The 18,282-nt window shown below is 64.9% G+C and carries 15 protein-coding genes; 8 read left to right on the forward strand and 7 right to left on the reverse strand.

What is annotated here, in order from left to right:
* Positions 1-30 precede the first annotated feature (30 nt).
* The 4 genes from ACTJK4_RS03605 to ACTJK4_RS03620 form a co-directional block, all read right to left on the reverse strand.
* On the reverse strand, positions 31-2,541 hold the full coding sequence (locus ACTJK4_RS03605) for an acyl-CoA dehydrogenase (RefSeq protein ID WP_440816067.1): 2,511 nt from the start codon (positions 2,539-2,541) through the stop codon (positions 31-33).
* Positions 2,542-2,657: 116 nt separating this feature from the next.
* Positions 2,658-3,722, reverse strand: coding sequence for a TetR/AcrR family transcriptional regulator (locus ACTJK4_RS03610; RefSeq protein WP_260803040.1), 1,065 nt, complete (start codon positions 3,720-3,722; stop codon positions 2,658-2,660).
* Positions 3,723-3,988: 266 nt separating this feature from the next.
* Entirely contained in the window at positions 3,989-5,023 is a 1,035-nt protein-coding gene (locus tag ACTJK4_RS03615; protein WP_440816069.1) for a histone deacetylase family protein, read from the reverse strand.
* 25 nt (positions 5,024-5,048) lie between these two features.
* A complete protein-coding gene (locus ACTJK4_RS03620; protein WP_440816072.1) occupies positions 5,049-6,356 on the reverse strand; it encodes an MFS transporter in 1,308 nt (435 codons plus the stop codon).
* 129 nt (positions 6,357-6,485) lie between these two features.
* Between ACTJK4_RS03620 and ACTJK4_RS03625 the strand changes: the two genes are divergently transcribed.
* From ACTJK4_RS03625 to ACTJK4_RS03635, 3 genes are all read left to right on the forward strand, one after another.
* Positions 6,486-7,490 (forward strand): LysR family transcriptional regulator, encoded by a 1,005-nt coding sequence (locus ACTJK4_RS03625; RefSeq protein ID WP_232042000.1) that lies wholly within the window; start codon positions 6,486-6,488, stop codon positions 7,488-7,490.
* A gap of 131 nt (positions 7,491-7,621) precedes the next feature.
* Positions 7,622-9,292, forward strand: a complete 1,671-nt coding sequence (locus ACTJK4_RS03630; protein ID WP_316868347.1) for a DEAD/DEAH box helicase — start codon at positions 7,622-7,624, stop codon at positions 9,290-9,292.
* A gap of 5 nt (positions 9,293-9,297) precedes the next feature.
* Positions 9,298-10,332, forward strand: a complete 1,035-nt coding sequence (locus ACTJK4_RS03635) for a serine/threonine protein kinase (RefSeq protein WP_232042002.1) — start codon at positions 9,298-9,300, stop codon at positions 10,330-10,332.
* A gap of 33 nt (positions 10,333-10,365) precedes the next feature.
* Here ACTJK4_RS03635 and ACTJK4_RS03640 read toward each other — a convergent pair whose 3' ends face one another.
* Positions 10,366-11,271 (reverse strand): pirin family protein, encoded by a 906-nt coding sequence (locus tag ACTJK4_RS03640; protein WP_316868350.1) that lies wholly within the window; start codon positions 11,269-11,271, stop codon positions 10,366-10,368.
* A 150-nt stretch (positions 11,272-11,421) separates the two neighbouring features.
* On the opposite strand from ACTJK4_RS03640, the gene ACTJK4_RS03645 reads away from it, so the two are divergent.
* From ACTJK4_RS03645 to ACTJK4_RS03655, 3 genes are all read left to right on the forward strand, one after another.
* Positions 11,422-12,339 (forward strand): LysR family transcriptional regulator, encoded by a 918-nt coding sequence (locus tag ACTJK4_RS03645; RefSeq protein WP_260803034.1) that lies wholly within the window; start codon positions 11,422-11,424, stop codon positions 12,337-12,339.
* Between the two features lie 460 nt (positions 12,340-12,799).
* Positions 12,800-13,540: a response regulator transcription factor gene (locus tag ACTJK4_RS03650; RefSeq protein ID WP_232042005.1), complete on the forward strand. Its 741-nt coding sequence runs from the start codon at positions 12,800-12,802 to the stop codon at positions 13,538-13,540.
* 79 nt (positions 13,541-13,619) lie between these two features.
* Positions 13,620-13,952 (forward strand): cupin domain-containing protein, encoded by a 333-nt coding sequence (locus tag ACTJK4_RS03655; RefSeq protein ID WP_316868352.1) that lies wholly within the window; start codon positions 13,620-13,622, stop codon positions 13,950-13,952.
* Here the strand turns inward: ACTJK4_RS03655 and ACTJK4_RS03660 are convergent.
* Positions 13,936-14,511: a hypothetical protein gene (locus ACTJK4_RS03660; protein WP_440816079.1), complete on the reverse strand. Its 576-nt coding sequence runs from the start codon at positions 14,509-14,511 to the stop codon at positions 13,936-13,938. The genes ACTJK4_RS03655 and ACTJK4_RS03660 overlap by 17 nt on opposite strands.
* 19 nt (positions 14,512-14,530) lie before the next feature.
* A complete protein-coding gene (locus ACTJK4_RS03665; protein WP_440816081.1) occupies positions 14,531-15,739 on the reverse strand; it encodes an FAD-dependent oxidoreductase in 1,209 nt (402 codons plus the stop codon).
* Between the two features lie 119 nt (positions 15,740-15,858).
* Here ACTJK4_RS03665 and ACTJK4_RS03670 point away from each other — a divergent pair, with 119 nt between their 5' ends.
* The gene (locus ACTJK4_RS03670; RefSeq protein ID WP_440816084.1) at positions 15,859-16,782 is read left to right on the forward strand and encodes a LysR family transcriptional regulator; all 924 of its coding nucleotides are present in this window, start codon (positions 15,859-15,861) and stop codon (positions 16,780-16,782) included.
* A gap of 139 nt (positions 16,783-16,921) precedes the next feature.
* Positions 16,922-18,256: an MFS transporter gene (locus ACTJK4_RS03675; RefSeq protein WP_440816087.1), complete on the forward strand. Its 1,335-nt coding sequence runs from the start codon at positions 16,922-16,924 to the stop codon at positions 18,254-18,256.
* Positions 18,257-18,282 lie beyond the last annotated feature (26 nt).

Consider the following 18,282-nt stretch of genomic DNA (forward strand, 5'->3'; position numbering starts at 1 on the left):
GTTGTTGTCGTTTGTCAGGCCCCTGGGCCATCAGGCTGCGCGGCGCTCGGCGGCCTGCAGCGCATCGAGCGCATCCTTGCGGCGCTGCAGGTCGGCCATCAGGTTGAAGTCGGGCGGGAAGTCGTCCACGGCGACCGCGTGTTCGCCATAGCGCGCGTAGTCGCACAGTTGCTTGCGTTCGCCTTCGTCGATGAGGTTCTGTGCGACGGCTTGCGCGGTCCAGGCTTCGAAGTCGGGCAGGCTTTGTGGCACCGGCGGCAGCTTGCCAGCGCGGATGGCCGGTTTCAAGCGCTGCTCGATCGCGTCCACCGCGGGTTGCAGGCGGAACGCCGCTTCGCCATAGGCGATCGGGTCGACTTCGGGCGTTGGGCAGTATGAGTCGGCCAACAGGCGATCGCGCACGGCGCCCGGCGTTTGCATCAACTCGGCGACCTGCGCGGCCAGCGCATCCGACGGCTTGCGATACGGCGTCCCGAACGGGAAGATCAGCGCACGCAGCAGCGGTGCGATGCCCGCGTTCGGAAAGTTGGCCAGCACGCCATCTAGCGCATCGTGCGCCTTCACCAGCGCGTCCTGCACCGACCAATGCACGAGCGGCGCGTCCTCGGCGGGGCGGCCTTCATCCTCAAAGCGCTTGAGCGTGGAAGAGATCAGGTACATCTGCGAGAGGATGTCGCCCAACCGCCCCGTGATGCTCTCGCGGCGCTTGAGCGTGCCGCCCAGCGTGAACATCGACACATCGGAGAGCAGCGCCAACGCAGTCGAGAAGCGGTTGACGGCGCGGTAATAGCGCTGCATTTCCGGCGCCGCATTGTCCGGCGCGCTTGCCACGCGGCCGCCCGTGAGCGCATGCAGAAGCGAGCGCACCAGGTTGCCCGCGATGAACGCACCATGGCCGAACAGCGCCGTGTCGAACGCACGCAGGGTCTCGGGGGAATCGCTGCCTTGCGCGGCCGTCATCTCGCGCAGCACATACGGGTGGCAACGAATCACGCCCTGCCCGAAGATGATCAGGCAGCGCGTCATGATGTTCGCGCCTTCCACCGTGATGGCGATCGGCACCTGCTGATACGCACGCGCCAGGAAGTTGTTCGGCCCCATGCAGATGCCTTTGCCGCCGACGATGTCCATCGCGTCGGTCACCACATCGCGCGCACGTTCGGTGACGTGGTACTTGGCAATGGCGGAGATGACCGATGGCTTCTCGCCCAGGTCAACGGCGAGCGCGGACAGGCGCCGAGCCGCATCCATCATGTACAGGTTGCCGCCCATGCGGCCGAGCGCTTCCTGGATGCCTTCGAACTTGCCGATGGGCGTACGGAACTGGCGGCGCACGGCGGCATACGCGCCGGTGCTGCGCACAGCCAGCTTGGCCATACCCACGTTGGACGACGGCAGCGAGATCGCACGGCCCGCTGCCAGGCATTCCATCAGCATGCGCCAGCCGCGGCCGACCTGCGCCTGCCCGCCGATGACCCAGTCGATGGGAATGAACACATCCTTGCCCCAGTTGGGGCCGTTCTGGAACACCGCGTTGAGCGGCCAATGGCGACGCCCGATGTTCACGCCCGGATGCTTCGTCGGGATGAGCGCGCAGGTAATGCCGGGCTCCTTGTCGCCGCCGAGCAAGCCATCCGGATCGACCGCGCGGAAGGCCAGCCCCAACACCGTGGCGATGGGGCCGAGCGTGATGTAGCGCTTACTCCACGTCACGCGAAAGCCCAGCGTCTCGCGGCCTTCGTGCATGCCGCGGCAGACCACGCCCACATCGGGAATGGCCGCGGCATCGGAGCCGGCATACGCGTTGGTCAGCGCAAAGCAGGGAATTTCTTCGCCGCGTGCGAGGCGCGGCAGGTAGTGGTTTTTCTGCGCTTCGGTGCCGTAGTGCAGCAGCAGCTCGGCCGGGCCGAGCGAGTTGGGCACCATGACCGACACGGCTGCGGCAGAGCAGCGCGTCGACAGCTTCATGATGACCTGTGAATGCGCGTATGCCGAGAAGCCTTTGCCGCCGTATTCCTTCGGGATGATCATGCCGAGGAAGCCGGCACGCTTCGCGTAGGCCCACGCCTCGGGCGACAGGTCCTGCCAGATCTGCGTGCTTTCCCAATCGTTGGCCAAGTCGCAGAGCTTTTCGGTCTCGACGTCGAGGAAAGATTGCTCTTCCGCCGACAGGCCCGGCGGCGGCGAATACAGCAATCGCGACCAGTTGGGCCGGCCGGAAAACAGTTCGGCATCCCACCAGACGGTGCCCGCTTCAATGGCGTCGCGCTCCGTTTGCGACATCTCCGGCATGATCTTGCGGAACATCGCCAGCACGGGACGTGTGATGAGCGCGCGGCGAAGCGGCTTGAGCGCGAGCACCAGCGCCGGCAGCACAAAGACGATGGCGAGTACCGTGGTCATCACGGGGCCGACCAGGCCCAGCCAGGCTCCCGCCACCAGCCACACAGCGGTTGCGACCAGCCAGGCGAATGCCGAGGCTTCGATGCTGGCCAGCCCGAGCACGCCGATGCAAAGCAGGACGATCCAGATCGTCGTCATGAGGGTCTCCATTCGATGCGTCTATGTGCCGGATGTCTTGAACATGGGCGGCACCTGCCGAATGCCCGAGCGACTCCCGTGCCCGCACACGGGAGATCGGGGCCGGGCCTGGGTTGTCAGGCGTTAGGGCTGCGCCACGGGCGCATCGGATTGGCCGGGAAGATTGCGCGAGCCGCATTGCTGCGGCGAACGGCCAATGCCCGGGTGCGCGCGGAGGGCGCGGGGCCATCGCCATCGCTGTCATCGCCGTGATGATCGTCGTGTGCATCGGCGCCGAGATCGTCGTGGTCGTCTGTGGCGTCGTCGGCGCTTGCGCGAGCGGCGGGTGTGCGGCCGAACAGGTCACCGGCAAAGGGTGAGGCAGTGGTGTGCGTCGGGCTGCGTTCTGCGCTGCGGCCGTTGCCGTGCCCGGCGTGGCGCCCTGAACCGCCGTTGCCGCTGTCGTTGCCATTGGCGGCATCGTCCGCTTGCGCGACGGGCGTGGGCACCTGGGCTTCGGCCAGTTCGACCACCTGATCGAGCGCACCGGCCTCGCCGGGCAGGGGAGCGTTGAGCGTGGCCACCACCAGCGCCGTCAGGCGTGCCAGCAGCGAGGCATCGTTCATCGTTTTGCCCTGCGTGAACAGCGGCAGCAGGTTGTTGAGGTCGTCGCCGGCCAGCACCCCGGCAAGCGCCTTGAGCGCAAAGTGCAGGCGCCAGCCCAGTTCTGCGCGCGGCAGGTGCGGCAGCGCACGCGAGAAGGCTTCGAAGAAGCGATCGAACACCAGCGCGTAGTGACCGAGCAGGTAGTTCTGCACGAACGGTGAGGTGTCGGAATACACGCGCCCCATCAGGCGCAGGAACGCAGGGCCGCCGGTGTCGGGGTTGCGCGCCATCTGCAGCGCCGGCACAAACAGCGCGCCGAGCACGTGGTCGCAGGTCAGTTGTTCCTTGGTCCAGCGTTCTTCGCACGCGGTCAGCAGCGCTAGCCGACGCGTGTTGAGCGGGTCAAGCCGGCGCCCCAGCACCGACTGCATCAACGCTTCCTTGCTGCCGAAGTGATAGTTGACTGCGGCCAGATTGACCTTGGCGCGCGCCGTGATCTGCCGCAACGACATCGCCTCGTAGCCGAACTCGATGAACAGCAGTTCGGTGGCTTCCAGAATGCGGCCCTTGGTGTCTCCTGCTCCAGGACGTCCCATGTCTCCTACCTCGTTTTTTAGGCCTGATATCGGGCTCGATTGCTGCAGTGCAGCGCTCGAACGTACGATTCAAACATGTGTATGGGGTTGCCCGGGCATGTTAGGAACAGACGTTTGAAAACGCCAAGCGCCCAATTCGAGCGGGCACTCTAGAGCGGAGACGGTGGCCAAGCCAACGTATGAAACACGTGGCTTTAAAAGTGAGTGGGCGCAAACATCGAAAAACTGGAGCGAGGTTTGCGCCCCCCTGTGGTGACCTGGGCGGGTCAGCCGGCTGGCCGATGGAGCGATGTCAGGCCGCCGAAGAATGCGGCGGCGTTCTGTGCAAGGGTAGGCAGGTGATAGCCGCCTTCCTGGACGACCAGCGTCGGCAGCCCGATCGCGCCGACGGCCTGGCCAAGCCGGCCGAACCCCTGCGTCGAAACATCCACCTGCGATTGCGGGTCTTCGCGATAGATGTCGAAGCCGAGCGAGAGCACCAGCGCATCGGGCTGGAAGCGCTCGAGTGCGGCAATCGCATCCCCTAGCTTGTCGAAGAACACCGATTCCGGCGAGCGATGCGGCATCGGCAGGTTCACGTTCAGGCCCAGGCCTTCGCCTGTGCCGCGCTCGTCATCAAAGCCGGCGACGACCGGGTAGAAATTGGTCGGATCGCCATGAATGGAGACGTACAGCACGTCGGCACGGTCGTAGAAAATCTCCTGGATGCCCTGGCCGTGATGCATGTCGGTGTCGAGGATGGCGACGCGCTTGAATTTGCCGCGTAGCGCCTGTGCGGCAATTGCGGCGTTGTTCAGGTAGCAGAAGCCGCCGGCTGCTTCGCGGCGCGCGTGGTGGCCGGGCGGGCGGCACAGCGCGTAGGCCGTGCGCTCGCCATGGAGGATGGCTTGCGCGCCGGCTGCTGCGCTCTGTGCCGACCAATACGCCGATCGCCATGTGCTCTTGCCGACTGGGCAACTGCCGTCTGCCAGATAGCGCGCGGCCTGGGCCAGCACGCCGCGCAGCGCATTGGGTTCGCGCACGAAGATGTTGGACATGACCTCGTCGCCCCAGTCTTCGGGCAGGCGCAGCCAGTCGGCATGGGCGTCCTGCAGGAAGCGCAGATAAGGCTCGCCATGCACGGCGGTGAGCGGCGCGATGCCGTGGTCTTCGGGGCGCGCAATGGTAAAGCCGAGGTCGCGCGCCGCCTGCAGCAGATTCAGCGCGCGCTCCGGCACTTCCTGCGGCGTGCGCATCTTGCCGCGCGAGTAGTAGCTCTGCGGATGGTGCAGAAGCTGTTCAGGGTGAAAGAACGTCAGCATGGGTGAAACAAGGGTGGGGAGACTGTTATGCGCCGACTGCCTCGCCGGCAGTTGCACGACCGCGCTGGCGCACATCGATGGCGGCAATGCACACCAGTGAGATGCCAGCGAGCAGCGTGTAGAACACCGCCAGCGGCCACCATTCGCCATGGAAGCGCTGCGCGAGGACGGTGCCTACCAGCGGCGTGAGCCCGCCCGCCACCGCGCCGCACACCTGGTATGACAGCGAGATCGCCGAATACCGCACGCGCGTTTCGAACACGCCCGACACGAAGCTTGCAATGACCGAGTAGAAGCTCGCCATGCACACCACGGCCAGCGCAATGCCCAGCACCATCAGCGGCGCCTGGCGCGTCTGCACCAGCAGGAACATTGGATACGGCGATGCCATTGCCAGCAGCGCCATCAGCTTGAGAAAGCGTGCGCTGCCAAGCTTCTCCGCCAGCCATGCCGCCAGCGGCTGCGCGAGAAACTGGATGAACGCCACCACGAAGAGGCAATCGAGAATCAGCGTTTTCGACAGCGACAGATACTGCGTCGTGTACGCGATCATGAACGTGTTGGTGAAGTACACACCCGCAATGCCGATGGTGTTGGCGCCAATGCAAAGCAGCACCGGCACTCGAGCCGTGCGCCAGACTTCGGCGATTGGCAGCTTGGCCGTCTTGCGCTGCGCCTGCACCTGCGCAAACTCGGGCGACTCGTTCACGCCCAGGCGGATCGCCACGCCCACGAGCAGCAGCACCGCGCTGGCGAGGAATGGCAGACGCCAGCCCCAGTCCATGAACGCTTCCTTGTCCATCGACGTGACAAGGCGGAAAGCCAGCAGCGAGAGAATCAGTCCGGCCGGGCTGCCGAGCTGTGCAAACGATGCGAAGAATGTGCGGCGGCCCTTGGGCGCGTGTTCGCCCGCCATCAGCACCGCGCCGCCCCATTCGCCACCGACCGCAATGCCCTGCACCACGCGCAGCAGCACCAGCAGCACCGGCGCAAGCGCGCCAGCGGTGGCATGTGTCGGCAGCAGCCCGATACCGATGGTCGCCAGGCCCATCATCGTGAGCGTGATCATCAGCGCTTTCTTGCGGCCGATGCGGTCGCCCCAGTGGCCGAACACGATGCCGCCCAGGGGCCGTGCGAAAAAGCCCACGGCAAACGTGCCGAACGAAGCGAGCGTGCTCAGGAACGGGTCGCCACCCGGAAAGAACAGCGGCCCAAACACGAGCGCAGCAGCGGTGGCGTAGATGTAGAAGTCGTACCACTCGATCATGGTGCCGACAAAGGCGGCGGTGGCCGCGCGCGCAGGCTGGCGCCCGCCGGGTTGAGACGGTTGCATGGTGTAGCTCCTCACAGATTTTTTAGCCCGCCGCTTCAAGGCGACGATGCGTGTTTATTGCCGCTTGACGGGTATTAGTCAAATTCTGAATACTTATTGTTTGTATAAATTCAACTCATATTCGCCGCCATGGATCCGTCCGCCCTTGATCCCGCCCTGGTCAGCGACCGGCTTGACTGGAACCTGCTGCGCACTTTTCTCACCATCGTCCACGAGCGGAGCATCAGTCGCGCGGCGGTGCGGCTGCACATCACGCAGCCGGCGGTCAGCCTCGCGCTGCGGCGTCTCGAAGACCAGCTCGGCCACACGTTGATTGAGCGGCGCGGCTCGCACTTTCGCCTCACGCGCGTTGGCGAAGACGTGTTGCGCATCGCCACCGATGTCTACGGCAATGTGTCGCGGCTCGGCTCAGAGCTGGGTGAACCGCAAGACGATGTGAGTGGCGTGCTGCATCTGCTGACGGTCAGCCGCATCCAGTCGGGCGTGTACGACGAATGCCTAGCGGCATTCCATCGCCATCACCCGCGCGTGGATCTGCAGGTGGAAGTGATGCGCAGTACGGACATCCTCGATGCGCTTGCGCAGAAGCGCGCGGGCATTGGGCTGAGCCTGTGCCGCACGCCCGTCGAAAAGCTTGAGCGGCAACTGTTCCTGCGCCAGCGCTATGCCGTGTTCTGCGGGCGGCATCACCGGTTGTTCGGGCGGACGGGCTTGTCGATCAGCGATCTGCTCGGCGAAAACTTTGTCTCGTTCATGAGCGACCAATTGGGCGATGCGCTATCGCCGCTGGCGGTGTTTCGGGATCAGCAGGGATTCACCGGCCGCATCGTCGCCACGTCACCGAGCCTGGACGAGATCAAGCGGCTGGTGTTTGCGGGGTATGGGATCGGCTGCCTGCCCGAGCACATCGTGGCGGACGATGTGGCGCAGCAGCGTTTGTGGCGGCTGCCGCCTGAAGAGGGCGTTGCCGACATCGATCTGTACCTGATGTGGCACAAGGAGCGGCGTCTGGCGCCAGCCGAAGACGCGTTCCTAGCGCATTTCCGGCGGTATATGGCGCGGTATTCGTTGGCCGAGCGGCTCGGGGATGTGGTGAATGCGCCGTTGGCGGCATTGCGGGCGCCGGTGGGGTAAACACCATCACCTGTTAAACTAGCGCCCTTCATGCAGTCCCCGGGGTCCAGTCGCCCCGTCACCTACCCAGGCTTTGTCCACGATTGGCGCACGAACGAATGCGCGGGACACGCCGGTCCAATCGCTTTTCCATGTCGTTTTCCGAACTCGGCTTGTCAGACAAGCTGGTACGCGCCGTGGCCGAACTCGGCTACGCAGAACCCACTCCGATTCAACGCCAGGCCATCCCCGCTATTCTCAAGGGCGGTGACCTGCTCGCCGGTGCACAGACCGGCACCGGCAAGACCGCCGGTTTCACGCTGCCGCTGCTGCACCGCCTGTCTGCCTCGCAGCCCAACAAGGTGCAGACGCCGCAGGGCATGCGCTTTCCGATCCGCGCGCTGGTGCTGACGCCCACGCGTGAGCTTGCCGCGCAGGTCGAAGAAAGCGTGCGCGCCTATGGCAAATACCTGCCGCTGAAGTCGATGGTGATGTTCGGCGGCGTCGGCATCAACCCGCAGATCGATGCGCTCAAGCGCGGTGTCGATATCGTCGTGGCCACGCCGGGCCGCCTGCTGGACCACGTCGGCCAGCGCACCATCGATCTGTCGCACATTGAACTGCTGGTGCTGGACGAAGCCGATCGCATGCTCGACATGGGCTTCATCCACGACATCCGCAAGATCCTCAACATCCTGCCGCCCAAGCGCCAGAACCTGCTGTTCTCGGCCACGTTCTCCGACGACATCCGCGAATTGGCCGATCGCCTGCTCGACAAGCCGGCGCTGATCGAAGTCGCGCGCCGCAACACGACAGCCGAAACAGTCGAACAACGCATCTACCCGGTCGACCGCGAGCGCAAGCGCGAATTGCTGGCCAAGCTTGTGCGCGACAACGACTGGCACCAGGTGCTCGTCTTCACGCGCACCAAGCACGGCGCCAACCGCCTGGCCGAGCAGCTCACGCGCGACGGCATTCCGGCGCTGGCGATCCACGGCAACAAGAGCCAGGCGGCACGCACGCGTGCGCTGTCGGAGTTCAAGGCTGGGACGCTGCGCGTGCTGGTTGCCACCGATATCGCCGCGCGCGGTATCGACATCGACCAACTGCCGCACGTGGTGAACTTCGACTTGCCGAACGTGCCCGAGGACTACGTACACCGTATCGGCCGCACCGGACGCGCGGGTGCACAAGGCGAGGCGATCTCGTTGGTCTGCGTGGACGAGCACGGCTTGCTGCGCGACATTGAGCGCCTCATCAAGCGCGAACTGCCGCGTACCGTGCTGGAAGGTTTCGAGCCGGACCCGACCATCGCGGCCGAGCCGATTCCGAACGGGCGCAACTCGGCAGGCCGTGGCGGCAACGCGCGCGGTGGTCGTTCGGGCGGTGGGCGCAGCCAGCAGCCTCGCCAGGCCAGCGGCAACGCTACGCCGCGCGAGCCGCGGGCTCCGCATGAGCCTCGCGAACCGCGTCGCGAGTCGAGCGGTAACAGCCAGGGCCAGGGCCAGGGCCAGAATCAAGGCCAAGGCCAGGGTCGCAATGGTGCCGGCAGCCGCCAACGCCAGGCGCAAGGTCAGCCCAGTCAACGTGACGGCCAAGCTGCGCCGAAGCCGCGCAATGGTCAATCGCAAGCACGCGGCCAACGTCAGGGTAATGGCCAAGGCCAAGGCCAGGGCGGTGGGCAAGGCGGGCAGGGTGGACAACAACGCCGGGCATCGAACACGCAAGCCGCGCAGCCAGCCCACAAGGGACAGCCGGCCAAGCAGCCGTTCAACGGTTTGTTTGCCAAGGCGGCTGCGTTGCTCGGCGGCCGTAAAGCCTGACGTTCATGCACGACGACGGCCAACCGGCATCCGCTGAAGCGCCCTACGATGGCCTGACGCCCGACAGCATCCTCGATGCGTTGGCGCAGGTCGGGCTGATGCCGGACGGCCGCATGTTCGCGCTCAACAGTTACGAAAACCGCGTCTACCAGGCCGGCGTGGAAGACAGCGCGCCAGTGGTGGTCAAGTTCTACCGCCCGGGCCGCTGGACTGAAGCGCAGATCGTCGAAGAGCATGCCTTCACGGCAGAACTCGCGGCGGCGGAAATCCCCGTGATCGCGCCGCTGGAAATCGACGGCCGCACGCTGCACACGTTCGAGCGCTGGCACTTCGCCGTCTTCCCGCGCTGTGCCGGACGCGTGCCGGCCATCGACCGCGACGACACGCTGGAATGGATGGGCCGTTTCCTCGGTCGCATTCACGCCATCGGCGCGCAGCGGCCGTTCCTGGCCCGGCCCGCACTCGACATCGACACCTTCGGCGTGCAATCGCGCGACTGGCTGCTCAAACACGATTTCATCCCGCCCGATTTGTTGCCGGCCTGGCGCAGTGTGGCCGACGCCGCACTCGACGGCGTGCGCCGCTGCTACGACCGCGCGGGCGACGTTTCGCTGCTGCGCCTGCACGGCGATTGCCACGCTTCAAACGTCCTCTGGATCGAAGAAGCCGACGCCAAGCAGGGTGATCCGCTGCGCAGCGCGGGCCCGCATTTCGTCGATTTTGACGACAGCCGCACCGGCCCCGCCGTGCAGGACTTGTGGATGCTGCTCTCGGGCGATCGCGCGTCGATGCAATCGCAGCTCGCCAGCCTGCTTGCCGGCTATGAAGACTTCTGCGAATTCGACACGCGCGAGCTGTATCTGGTGGAAGCGCTGCGCACGCTGCGCTTGCTGCATTACAGCGCATGGTTGGCGCGTCGCTGGAATGATCCGGCGTTTCCTGCCGCGTTTCCGTGGTTCAACACGCAACGCTACTGGCAGGACCGGGTGTTGGAATTGCGCGAGCAGATCGCGCTGTTGGACGAACCGCCGCTCTGGTGAAACCGAGCGGCGGTTTTTCTTTGGGGCTTGGGCTTAGGCGAACTTGCCGGCCTGGAAGTCTCGAACAGCCTGGAAGATCTCTTCCTGCGTGTTCATCACAAACGGGCCGTATTGGGCAATCGACTCGTTCAGCGGCTTGCCAGCCACCAGCAGTACGCGCGCCTCAGCATCTCCCGCACGGATGACCACGCCATCGGCGCCTTCCGTATTAGCGAGGATGGCCATCTGCTTGTCTTCCACGCGCTGCAGCCCAGCGTTGCCAGATGCTTCGGCATCGCCCACCAGCGCGCTGCCACGGAACACGTAGACGAACGCGTTGTGCCCGGCCGGCAGCGGCTGCGCAAACGACGCACCCGCTGGCAGCGTGATGTCCAGATACAGCGGCTGTGTCGCTTCACGCGTCATCGCACCTTGCACGCCTTGCGATTCGCCAGCGATGACACGCACGGCCACGCCGTCTTCCGTCGTGAACTCGGGAATCTCGTTCGACGGAATGTCCCGGTACCACGGCGTCGTCATCTTGTCGCGGGCAGGCAGGTTCAGCCACAGCTGGAAGCCTTCCATCACGCCATCTTCCTGTTCCGGCATTTCAGAGTGCACGACACCGCTGCCGGCGGTCATCCATTGCACGCCGCCGTGTTGCAGCAGGCCTTCGTGGCCGGCGCTGTCGCGGTGGCGCATGCGGCCCGCGATCATGTACGTCACCGTTTCAAAGCCACGGTGCGGGTGGTCGGGAAAGCCGGCCAGATAGTCGTTCGGGTCGTCACTGCGAAACGCGTCCAGCATCAGGAACGGGTCCAGCCGGCGTTGCAGGTTGTTCGTCAGCACGCGTGTGAGCTTGACGCCCGCGCCGTCGGAGGTGGGGCGGCCCGTGATGATGCGCTCTACGCGGCGGCCACGTTGCATTTGCTGCACTTGCGGTTGCACGAGGGTTTCCATGTTGTTCTCCTGAAATCGGGCATTTGTCATATGCCAAATGTAGGGTGGTTGCCCGGTTTGCACTAGTCGGTTATTGTGGGAAAAAATGTTGCTCCCGGCGAGACAATCATAATCCCAGGCCGGCGCGCATCACGATAAGAGGAGGAAACCATGGATCTGAACCAATTGGCGCTATTCGTGCGCGTGGTTGAAGCGGGGAGCTTCACGGCAGCGGCAACGCGGCTCGATTTGCCCAAATCGTCCGTCAGCCGGGGCATCGCGGCGCTTGAACAGGATTTGAACGTACGACTGTTACAGCGCACCACGCGCACGCTGCATTTGACCGACGCCGGCCAGAGTTTGTATCAGGTTGCGTCGCATGCACTGGAAGACATCGAACGCGCCACGACCTGCGCCGGCGAACTGCAAGACCTGCCGCGCGGCAAGGTGCGGATCACGTCTTCGGAAGACGTCGGCCGCCTGCTGGTGGCGCCCGTGGCGGCGCGCTTCATGCAGCAGTACCCGGACATCGATCTGGACGTCGTACTGACGCCGCGCAATGTCGATCTCGTGCAGGAAGGGTTTGACCTTGCCGTCCGCGTCGGGCGCTTGGCCGACAGTTCGCTCGTGGCGCGGTCGCTTGGCGTATTGCGCATCGGCTTGTTCGCCTCGCCCGATTACCTGCAGCGTCGCGGGGCTCCGGACACCGTGCAAGGGCTGGCCGACCATTGCTGCCTGGATTTTCGCGGCACGGGCCGCGGCGAAACGCAATGGCGCCTCGTCGGCCCCGATGGCCTGAAAACCGTGGCCGTGCGCGCGCGTCTGAATTCAGACAGCCTCATCTATCTGGAAACGTTGATTGCGTCGGGCGCCGGCATTGGCCCTCTGCCGCTGTACGCAAGTGCCGTGGCGCGCGCCAACGCGCCGCTGCCGCGCCTCGTGCGCGTGCTGCCCGACTACGCAACCAGCGGCGAGCCGATCAACCTCGTCACGCCATCCGCGCGGTTCGTTCCCAAACGCGTTCGGTTGCTGATCGACATGCTGACCGAGTCGATTCGGCAAGAGCTGGAAAACGCTGATCCCACCTGAGGTGTCGCGGCCCGGAAGCCGGGCGCGTCAAATGTTGTCACGAGTGCTCCGCATACGCATATCGCACGGCATCATGCGCTTCGCATGTGCGGACCAGTACGTCGGACCCTCCTTGACGTCACCCCCCGTAAGCGTCCCAGTGTTTCCCCCCGGTGCACTGCGATGTGTCCGGCACATGCGACCCTTGGGTGTTTCCGATCCCGTCACGTCGTGGGAAGCACCGCCGCCCGGACCTCGTCGTCCGGGCATTTTTTTGTCCACATTCCGCGGAGTGGATACGGCATTGCGTGGCTCCAGGGGTCTTCACAAATTAGGACTCTTCTCATGGTTCGTAGCAAACCTCGCCATGAAAATTGCAGACACGTAACACATGCAACGGATCGTGCTGAACGCGACTGTTCGGGCGCAATCACGCCCGCACCCTCCAGCGCGCATGTGCGTCATTTCCACGGAGCAGAACATGCGTATCGCCTTGCTTGAAGACGATCCCTTCCAAAGCGAAGTCATCGTCCAGATCCTGTCCCAGTCGGGCCACGACGTGGTGACCTACAGCGATGGCGCGACGTTGCTGCGCATGCTGGGACGCTCGTCGTACGACATGCTGATTCTCGACTGGCACACGCCGGGCATGCTCGGTATCGACGTGCTGAGCGTGGTGCGCAGCCGCCACAGAGAGGTCCTGCCGATCCTGTTCGTCACGGCCGAAGAAGGTGAAAAGAGCCTCGTGCGCGCACTCACGCACGGCGCCGACGACTACATCGCCAAGCCGTTCCGTATTGCCGAGCTGCGTGCGCGTGTCGATGCGCTACTGCGCCGTGCGTATCCGATTCCGTATGGCCGCCTGCCGTTCGCGGTGGGGCCATACCACTTCAATCCACAGCGCCAGCAGGTCACGCTGCACGGCGAGCGCGTTGCGCTGACGGCGATTGAGTTTCAGTTGGCATTGCTGCTGTTCTCGAACGTGGGCCGCACGCTGTCGCGCGACCACATCTTCGGGCAGGTGTGGGGCCGCAACTCGTCGGAGTACACGCGCACGATCGATAGCCACGTGTCGCGCATCCGTATGAAGCTGAATATCGAACCGGAAAACGAGGTGCGCTTGGTGGCGGTGTACAAGCACGGTTATCGGGTGGATCACCTGAAGCCGGCGGACGACATGAATGGGCTGTCGGACATGGAGGTCGCGTCGTACGGCGTCTAAGGGCAGGCCGATCGCGCAACCCAGGCTGGGCGCTACCGCTGAAACGCGGCGGCGCCCAATTTGTTTTCTATCGGCTGGTATGCTCGATGCCTCTCATTATTTGAGCGAGGCCAGTGTGCCGCTTGTGAATCTCAATGCAGAGGCCGACGCGCTGCCGCACGCATGGTCCTCTTGCGTGCTGGAGCGCTTTGGCGGTGGCAATTTCAAGGTGCTGCGCATGGACGGCACGCCGTATCCCGACGAAGTGCACAACTATGCAGAAGGTCTGCTTGTGATCGATGGCGAGCTGCGCCTGCGCATCGACGGCGATGCGGTGACGGTCTCGCGCGGCGAGCTGTACGTCGTGCCCGCCGGCGTGCCGCACAGCGTGGATCCTGGCAGCGCGGGTACGTTGGTCATTCTGGACGTATAAGCGGGGCGTCGCGTGCCTCCGCGAGTTGCTTGATCCGCTGCAGCATCATCCGGCGGATCAGTCCGCTCGGGATGCGGATCAGCACCCAGTAAGGCGTGAAGCGGCGGCGTGCCGGTGTGTCCGAGCAATGCACGCACGTGCGCGTGGTCAGCAGCGTGTCGGCGCCGTCGGGTTCGGCGACGAACGTCATGACCAGCTTGGCGATGTTTGGCTCCGAGAACGTGCGAAATGCGCTGGCTTCAATGCGGACGAGCCCTCCGGCAGCTTCCCAGAAGCGACCGACCAGGCCCAGCGCGAATTCGCGATCTCCATCGCGGCCAAGTACCGTGAAATCGTGCAGGCCGAATCCGGCATCGATACGTCGCGCATTGGGCCTGCCCATCGCGGCGGCGATGCGCGCCGGGATGGCGCGCAAGTGCAGGAACATTCGGGCCAGCGGGAAATCGGTAACGTCAAGTTGCGAAACCATGTCGAGCACGCGCGCTGGTGCTGCATTGACGCGTATGCGGTGTTGCTCGCTGAACTGATGCTCTGGAAGGAAGGTGTGCAGCAGGCTCATGGTGATCGACGGCGTGGTGTCATGCCTGTGATTTTTCGCTGGCAGTCGTGGAAGCGGCGGCCGGGGCGAATGCGGCGTCGCGAGCGGGCGGTTCGGCCAGGCTGCGTTTCATCAGCCATGCAACACCCGGGATGCGCAAACCGGTTGCGAACACCACGTCTCGCATCCAGCCTCCATATTGAGACTGGAAGCATGGCGTAAGCGCACGGCTCAGCGTCTGATAGGCCTGCACGGTACGCAGACGACGGGCGTGATAGGCGAGGGCGCCATCGGTGGCGCCATGCGCGTGCACGCACGCTGCGATTGCCAGGGCATCTTGCGCGGCTAGCGTGGTTCCCAGACCGAGCTGCGGGCTCATGGCATGCGCGGCATCGCCGATCACGCAGTAGGGCGGTTTGGCCAGCGCGCGCGGCCATGTGTGGCGATAGACGGCAAAAGGCATGTCGTCGTGTGAGCCAATCTGCTCGACCATGGGCGCGGCTTGCGGCCACAGGCTCAGCACATGCGCCTTCCACTGCGTGATGTCGGTCTGGCGCCAGGCGTTGACGGCATCGCCGGGCAGGCTCCAGAACATCGACAGGCGCGTGCGGCTGCCATCCACGTCAGTGGGCAGCAGGCCCATCATCTCGCGCGTGCCGCGAAAGCGCTGCTGCAGCACGCGCGGGTTCCAGCCGTCCACCCATCCTTGGAACCACAGCGTGCCCCATCGGTAGGTGCTCGACGGGCCGGCCAGGCCTGCAGGTTCACGCAGCGCAGACGCCGCGCCATCGGCAATCACAAACAGGTCGAAGACCGATTCGCCCTGGTCGTGCATGACCCGCGCCCGTGGGCCATCAAAAAGCAACTGCTGGATCGCGCAACCAAAGTGGAATGATGCGCCTGCGTGCAAGGCGGCGTCATAGAGCATGGATGACAGCGCGTGCCGCGTGACGGCGCGGCCGGGTGCATCGGCGTAGTCAATGTCGAGCAGCCGCCAGCCGCGATGGCTCAGACCGATCAGTCGGTCGATCGGCGCGCCGATACCCTCAAGCTCGCGGCCCACGCCGAGTGCCTCCAGCGCGCGGATGCCCTGCGGCTGGATCAGCAGGCCCGCGCCCATGGCGGTCAACTGCGGATGCTTTTCGAAGACGTGCACGTCGTGCCCGTGACGGGCAAACGCGATGGCGGCGGCGAGGCCGGCGTTACCGGCGCCGGCAATGCCGATGGTCAGCGGGCGGGGTGCGGTCATGAAGCGTGGCAGATCGTTTGCTCAGGATGATAACGATACGGCACGCACGTTAAGGCTGTTCGTGCACGCTGCGGAGATAATGCGCAGACCTCACGCCCACCACACAAACCGGACGCGCCATGCAGATCAAATGGCTGGAAGACTTCAAGGAACTGGCCAAGACCCGCAGCTTCAGCCGCGCGGCCGAGAACCGCAACGTCACGCACCCCGCATTCGGCCGACGGATCAAGGCGCTGGAAGAATGGGTGGGCACCGCGCTGGTCGAGCGCAGCGAGCATCCGGTCACGCTCACGGCGGCGGGGCGCTTGTTTCTGGATGCGGCGGCCAATGCCGTCGACGGCCTGAACGATGCGCGCTTGCTGCTGCGCGAGGCGCAATTGCCCGTGGCGCTCAAGATCGGCACGGGGCGTACGCTGGCGCGCACCTTCGTCCCGGGCTGGTATGAAGCGCTGGCACGCCAACGCGGCGTGTTTCCGCTCAGCGTGACGACGGGCGGCACACAGGAAGGCGTCCTGGCTCTTGCCGATGGCACCGTCGATCTGCTCATCGCCTACGCCAGCCCGCAGGCCGATGCGCTGCTCGATCCGCGCAAGTACGACCATTGCACGCTGGGCAGCGAGACGCTCGTGCCGGTGAGCGCGCCTGACAAGCGCGGCCGCCCGCGCTTCACGCTGCCCGGTTCGGCCGCCGCGCCGCTGCCGTGGCTGGCCTTTGCGCGGGGGCTGACGTTGCGGCAGATGCTCGACAGCCATCTGGCTGCCGCCGATCGCAAGGCGCATCTGCAGCCCGTGTTTCAGGCCGATTTTTACGAGGCCGTGGAAGAGATGGCCCTGCGTGGATTCGGCATGGCTTGGCTGCCGTATCGCCTGGCCAAGCCGCACCTGAATGCGGGTGAACTCCGCCCCGCCGGCGATGATGCCTGGCACATCCACGTCAACATCCGCATGATGCGCGTGCGCAGCAACCAGAGCGCGCTGCTTGACGAGGTATGGCAACTGGCCGTTGACAACGCCAACAACAACGCCCGCACCGACCTCCCCTGAGGCGCATCGCAAAAAGCCCAACCTTGTGCCGAAACGGCACAAGCCGCATCGGCGCGGCACCTAGACTCCTCCGCAACCTTCGCCCGCCAGCGCAATCCAGCAAAACAGGCGGACCGGCACAGACCACGGGGAGACAACCATGCCAGCGCACACCCTCAATGCGAGCGGCGCATCCACACGCGCCACCGACACCCATCGACATCCCGCGCCCTGGCGTGCCGTACTGGCAGCCAGCGTTGGCAACGCGCTCGAATACTACGATCTGCTGATCTATGGCTATTTCGCCATCACCATCGGCAAGCTGTTTTTCCCGACGGGCGATGCGTGGAGCTCGCTGATGCTCTCGGTCGGCACGTTTGGCGTGTCGTTCATCATGCGGCCGCTCGGTTCGATGGTGCTTGGCAGCTATGCAGACCGCGTGGGCCGCAAGGCCGCGCTGACGTGGTCGATCCTCCTAATGATGCTGGGCACGGCGATGATCGCGTTTGCACCGACGTATGCGTCGATCGGGCTGTGGTCGCCGGCCATCGTGATCGTGGCGCGCCTGCTGCAGGGTTTTTCGGCCGGCGGAGAATTCGGTTCGGCCACGGCGTTCATGATCGAGCACGCCAACGGCAAGCGCATGGGCTACAACGCGAGCTGGCAGGCCGCCACGCAGGGCCTTGCCACATTGCTGGCGGCAGGCTTGAGCGCATGGCTGACTTATGCGCTGACCACCGCCCAGGTGGAGTCATGGGGCTGGCGCGTGGCGTTTCTGTTCGGCTTGCTGATCGGCCCCATTGGCGTCTACATCCGCCGTCATACGCCGGAAACGCCGGAGTTCATGGCCATGCAGGCGGAAGCGTCGGCAGCGCTGCAGGAGCGCTCGCCGCTGCGCGACACGCTCACGCAGGGTCTGCCCGGACTGCTGCTGGGCGCGGGCGTGGTGGTGGCCGTCACCGCATTCAATTACGTGCAGAAGGTCTACATGCCGACCTATGCCATCAATCAACTCCACATTGCGACCAGTGCCTCGCTGGTCTGCACGATGATCACCGGCGCGATGCTGATGGTGATGGCGCCGGCGTTCGGGTTGCTGGCGGATCGTTTCGGCAGCATCCGCGTGGTGTCGATTGCGATGGTGGTGATTGCGCTGTCGACGTATCCCATGTTTGCCACGCTGGTCGCGCAACCGACGTTCTGGACGCTGCTGATCATGCAGGCGATTGTGGGCGTGCTGTTGGCCGCCATCCTGGCGCCGCTGCCTGCGCTCCTTGCCGACATCTTCCCGACGCGTACGCGCGGCACGGGGCTGGCGCTGAGCTACAACCTCTCGGTAACGATCTTCGGCGGGTTCTCACCGCTGATCGTTACGTGGCTGATTGGTGTTACGCACATCAAGACGTCGCCAAGTTTTTATGTGTTTGCGACCACGCTGATCAGCCTGACCTCGCTGTGGATGCTGCGCGGGAGCGCTCCTGCGCACCGAACCTGAACAGACTTCTCGTCACACCGAAGGAT

The sequence above is a fragment of the Ralstonia sp. 22111 genome (genome assembly GCF_052045895.1).
Lineage (GTDB): Bacteria > Pseudomonadota > Gammaproteobacteria > Burkholderiales > Burkholderiaceae > Ralstonia > Ralstonia wenshanensis.

Excerpts from the sequence above, each read along its gene's own strand:
- ACTJK4_RS03625 (WP_232042000.1), top strand. The coding sequence starts at position 6,486 with ATGGATCCGTCCGCCCTTGATCCCGCCCTGGTCAGCGACCGGCTTGAC.
- ACTJK4_RS03620 (WP_440816072.1), bottom strand. The coding sequence starts at position 6,356 with ATGCAACCGTCTCAACCCGGCGGGCGCCAGCCTGCGCGCGCGGCCACC.
- ACTJK4_RS03665 (WP_440816081.1), bottom strand. The coding sequence starts at position 15,739 with ATGACCGCACCCCGCCCGCTGACCATCGGCATTGCCGGCGCCGGTAAC.
- ACTJK4_RS03675 (WP_440816087.1), top strand. The coding sequence starts at position 16,922 with ATGCCAGCGCACACCCTCAATGCGAGCGGCGCATCCACACGCGCCACC.
- ACTJK4_RS03640 (WP_316868350.1), bottom strand. The coding sequence starts at position 11,271 with ATGGAAACCCTCGTGCAACCGCAAGTGCAGCAAATGCAACGTGGCCGC.
- ACTJK4_RS03635 (WP_232042002.1), top strand. The coding sequence starts at position 9,298 with ATGCACGACGACGGCCAACCGGCATCCGCTGAAGCGCCCTACGATGGC.
- ACTJK4_RS03650 (WP_232042005.1), top strand. The coding sequence starts at position 12,800 with ATGCGTATCGCCTTGCTTGAAGACGATCCCTTCCAAAGCGAAGTCATC.
- ACTJK4_RS03630 (WP_316868347.1), top strand. The coding sequence starts at position 7,622 with ATGTCGTTTTCCGAACTCGGCTTGTCAGACAAGCTGGTACGCGCCGTG.
- ACTJK4_RS03660 (WP_440816079.1), bottom strand. The coding sequence starts at position 14,511 with ATGAGCCTGCTGCACACCTTCCTTCCAGAGCATCAGTTCAGCGAGCAA.
- ACTJK4_RS03610 (WP_260803040.1), bottom strand. The coding sequence starts at position 3,722 with ATGGGACGTCCTGGAGCAGGAGACACCAAGGGCCGCATTCTGGAAGCC.
- ACTJK4_RS03605 (WP_440816067.1), bottom strand. The coding sequence starts at position 2,541 with ATGACGACGATCTGGATCGTCCTGCTTTGCATCGGCGTGCTCGGGCTG.
- ACTJK4_RS03645 (WP_260803034.1), top strand. The coding sequence starts at position 11,422 with ATGGATCTGAACCAATTGGCGCTATTCGTGCGCGTGGTTGAAGCGGGG.
- ACTJK4_RS03670 (WP_440816084.1), top strand. The coding sequence starts at position 15,859 with ATGCAGATCAAATGGCTGGAAGACTTCAAGGAACTGGCCAAGACCCGC.
- ACTJK4_RS03615 (WP_440816069.1), bottom strand. The coding sequence starts at position 5,023 with ATGCTGACGTTCTTTCACCCTGAACAGCTTCTGCACCATCCGCAGAGC.
- ACTJK4_RS03655 (WP_316868352.1), top strand. The coding sequence starts at position 13,620 with ATGCTCGATGCCTCTCATTATTTGAGCGAGGCCAGTGTGCCGCTTGTG.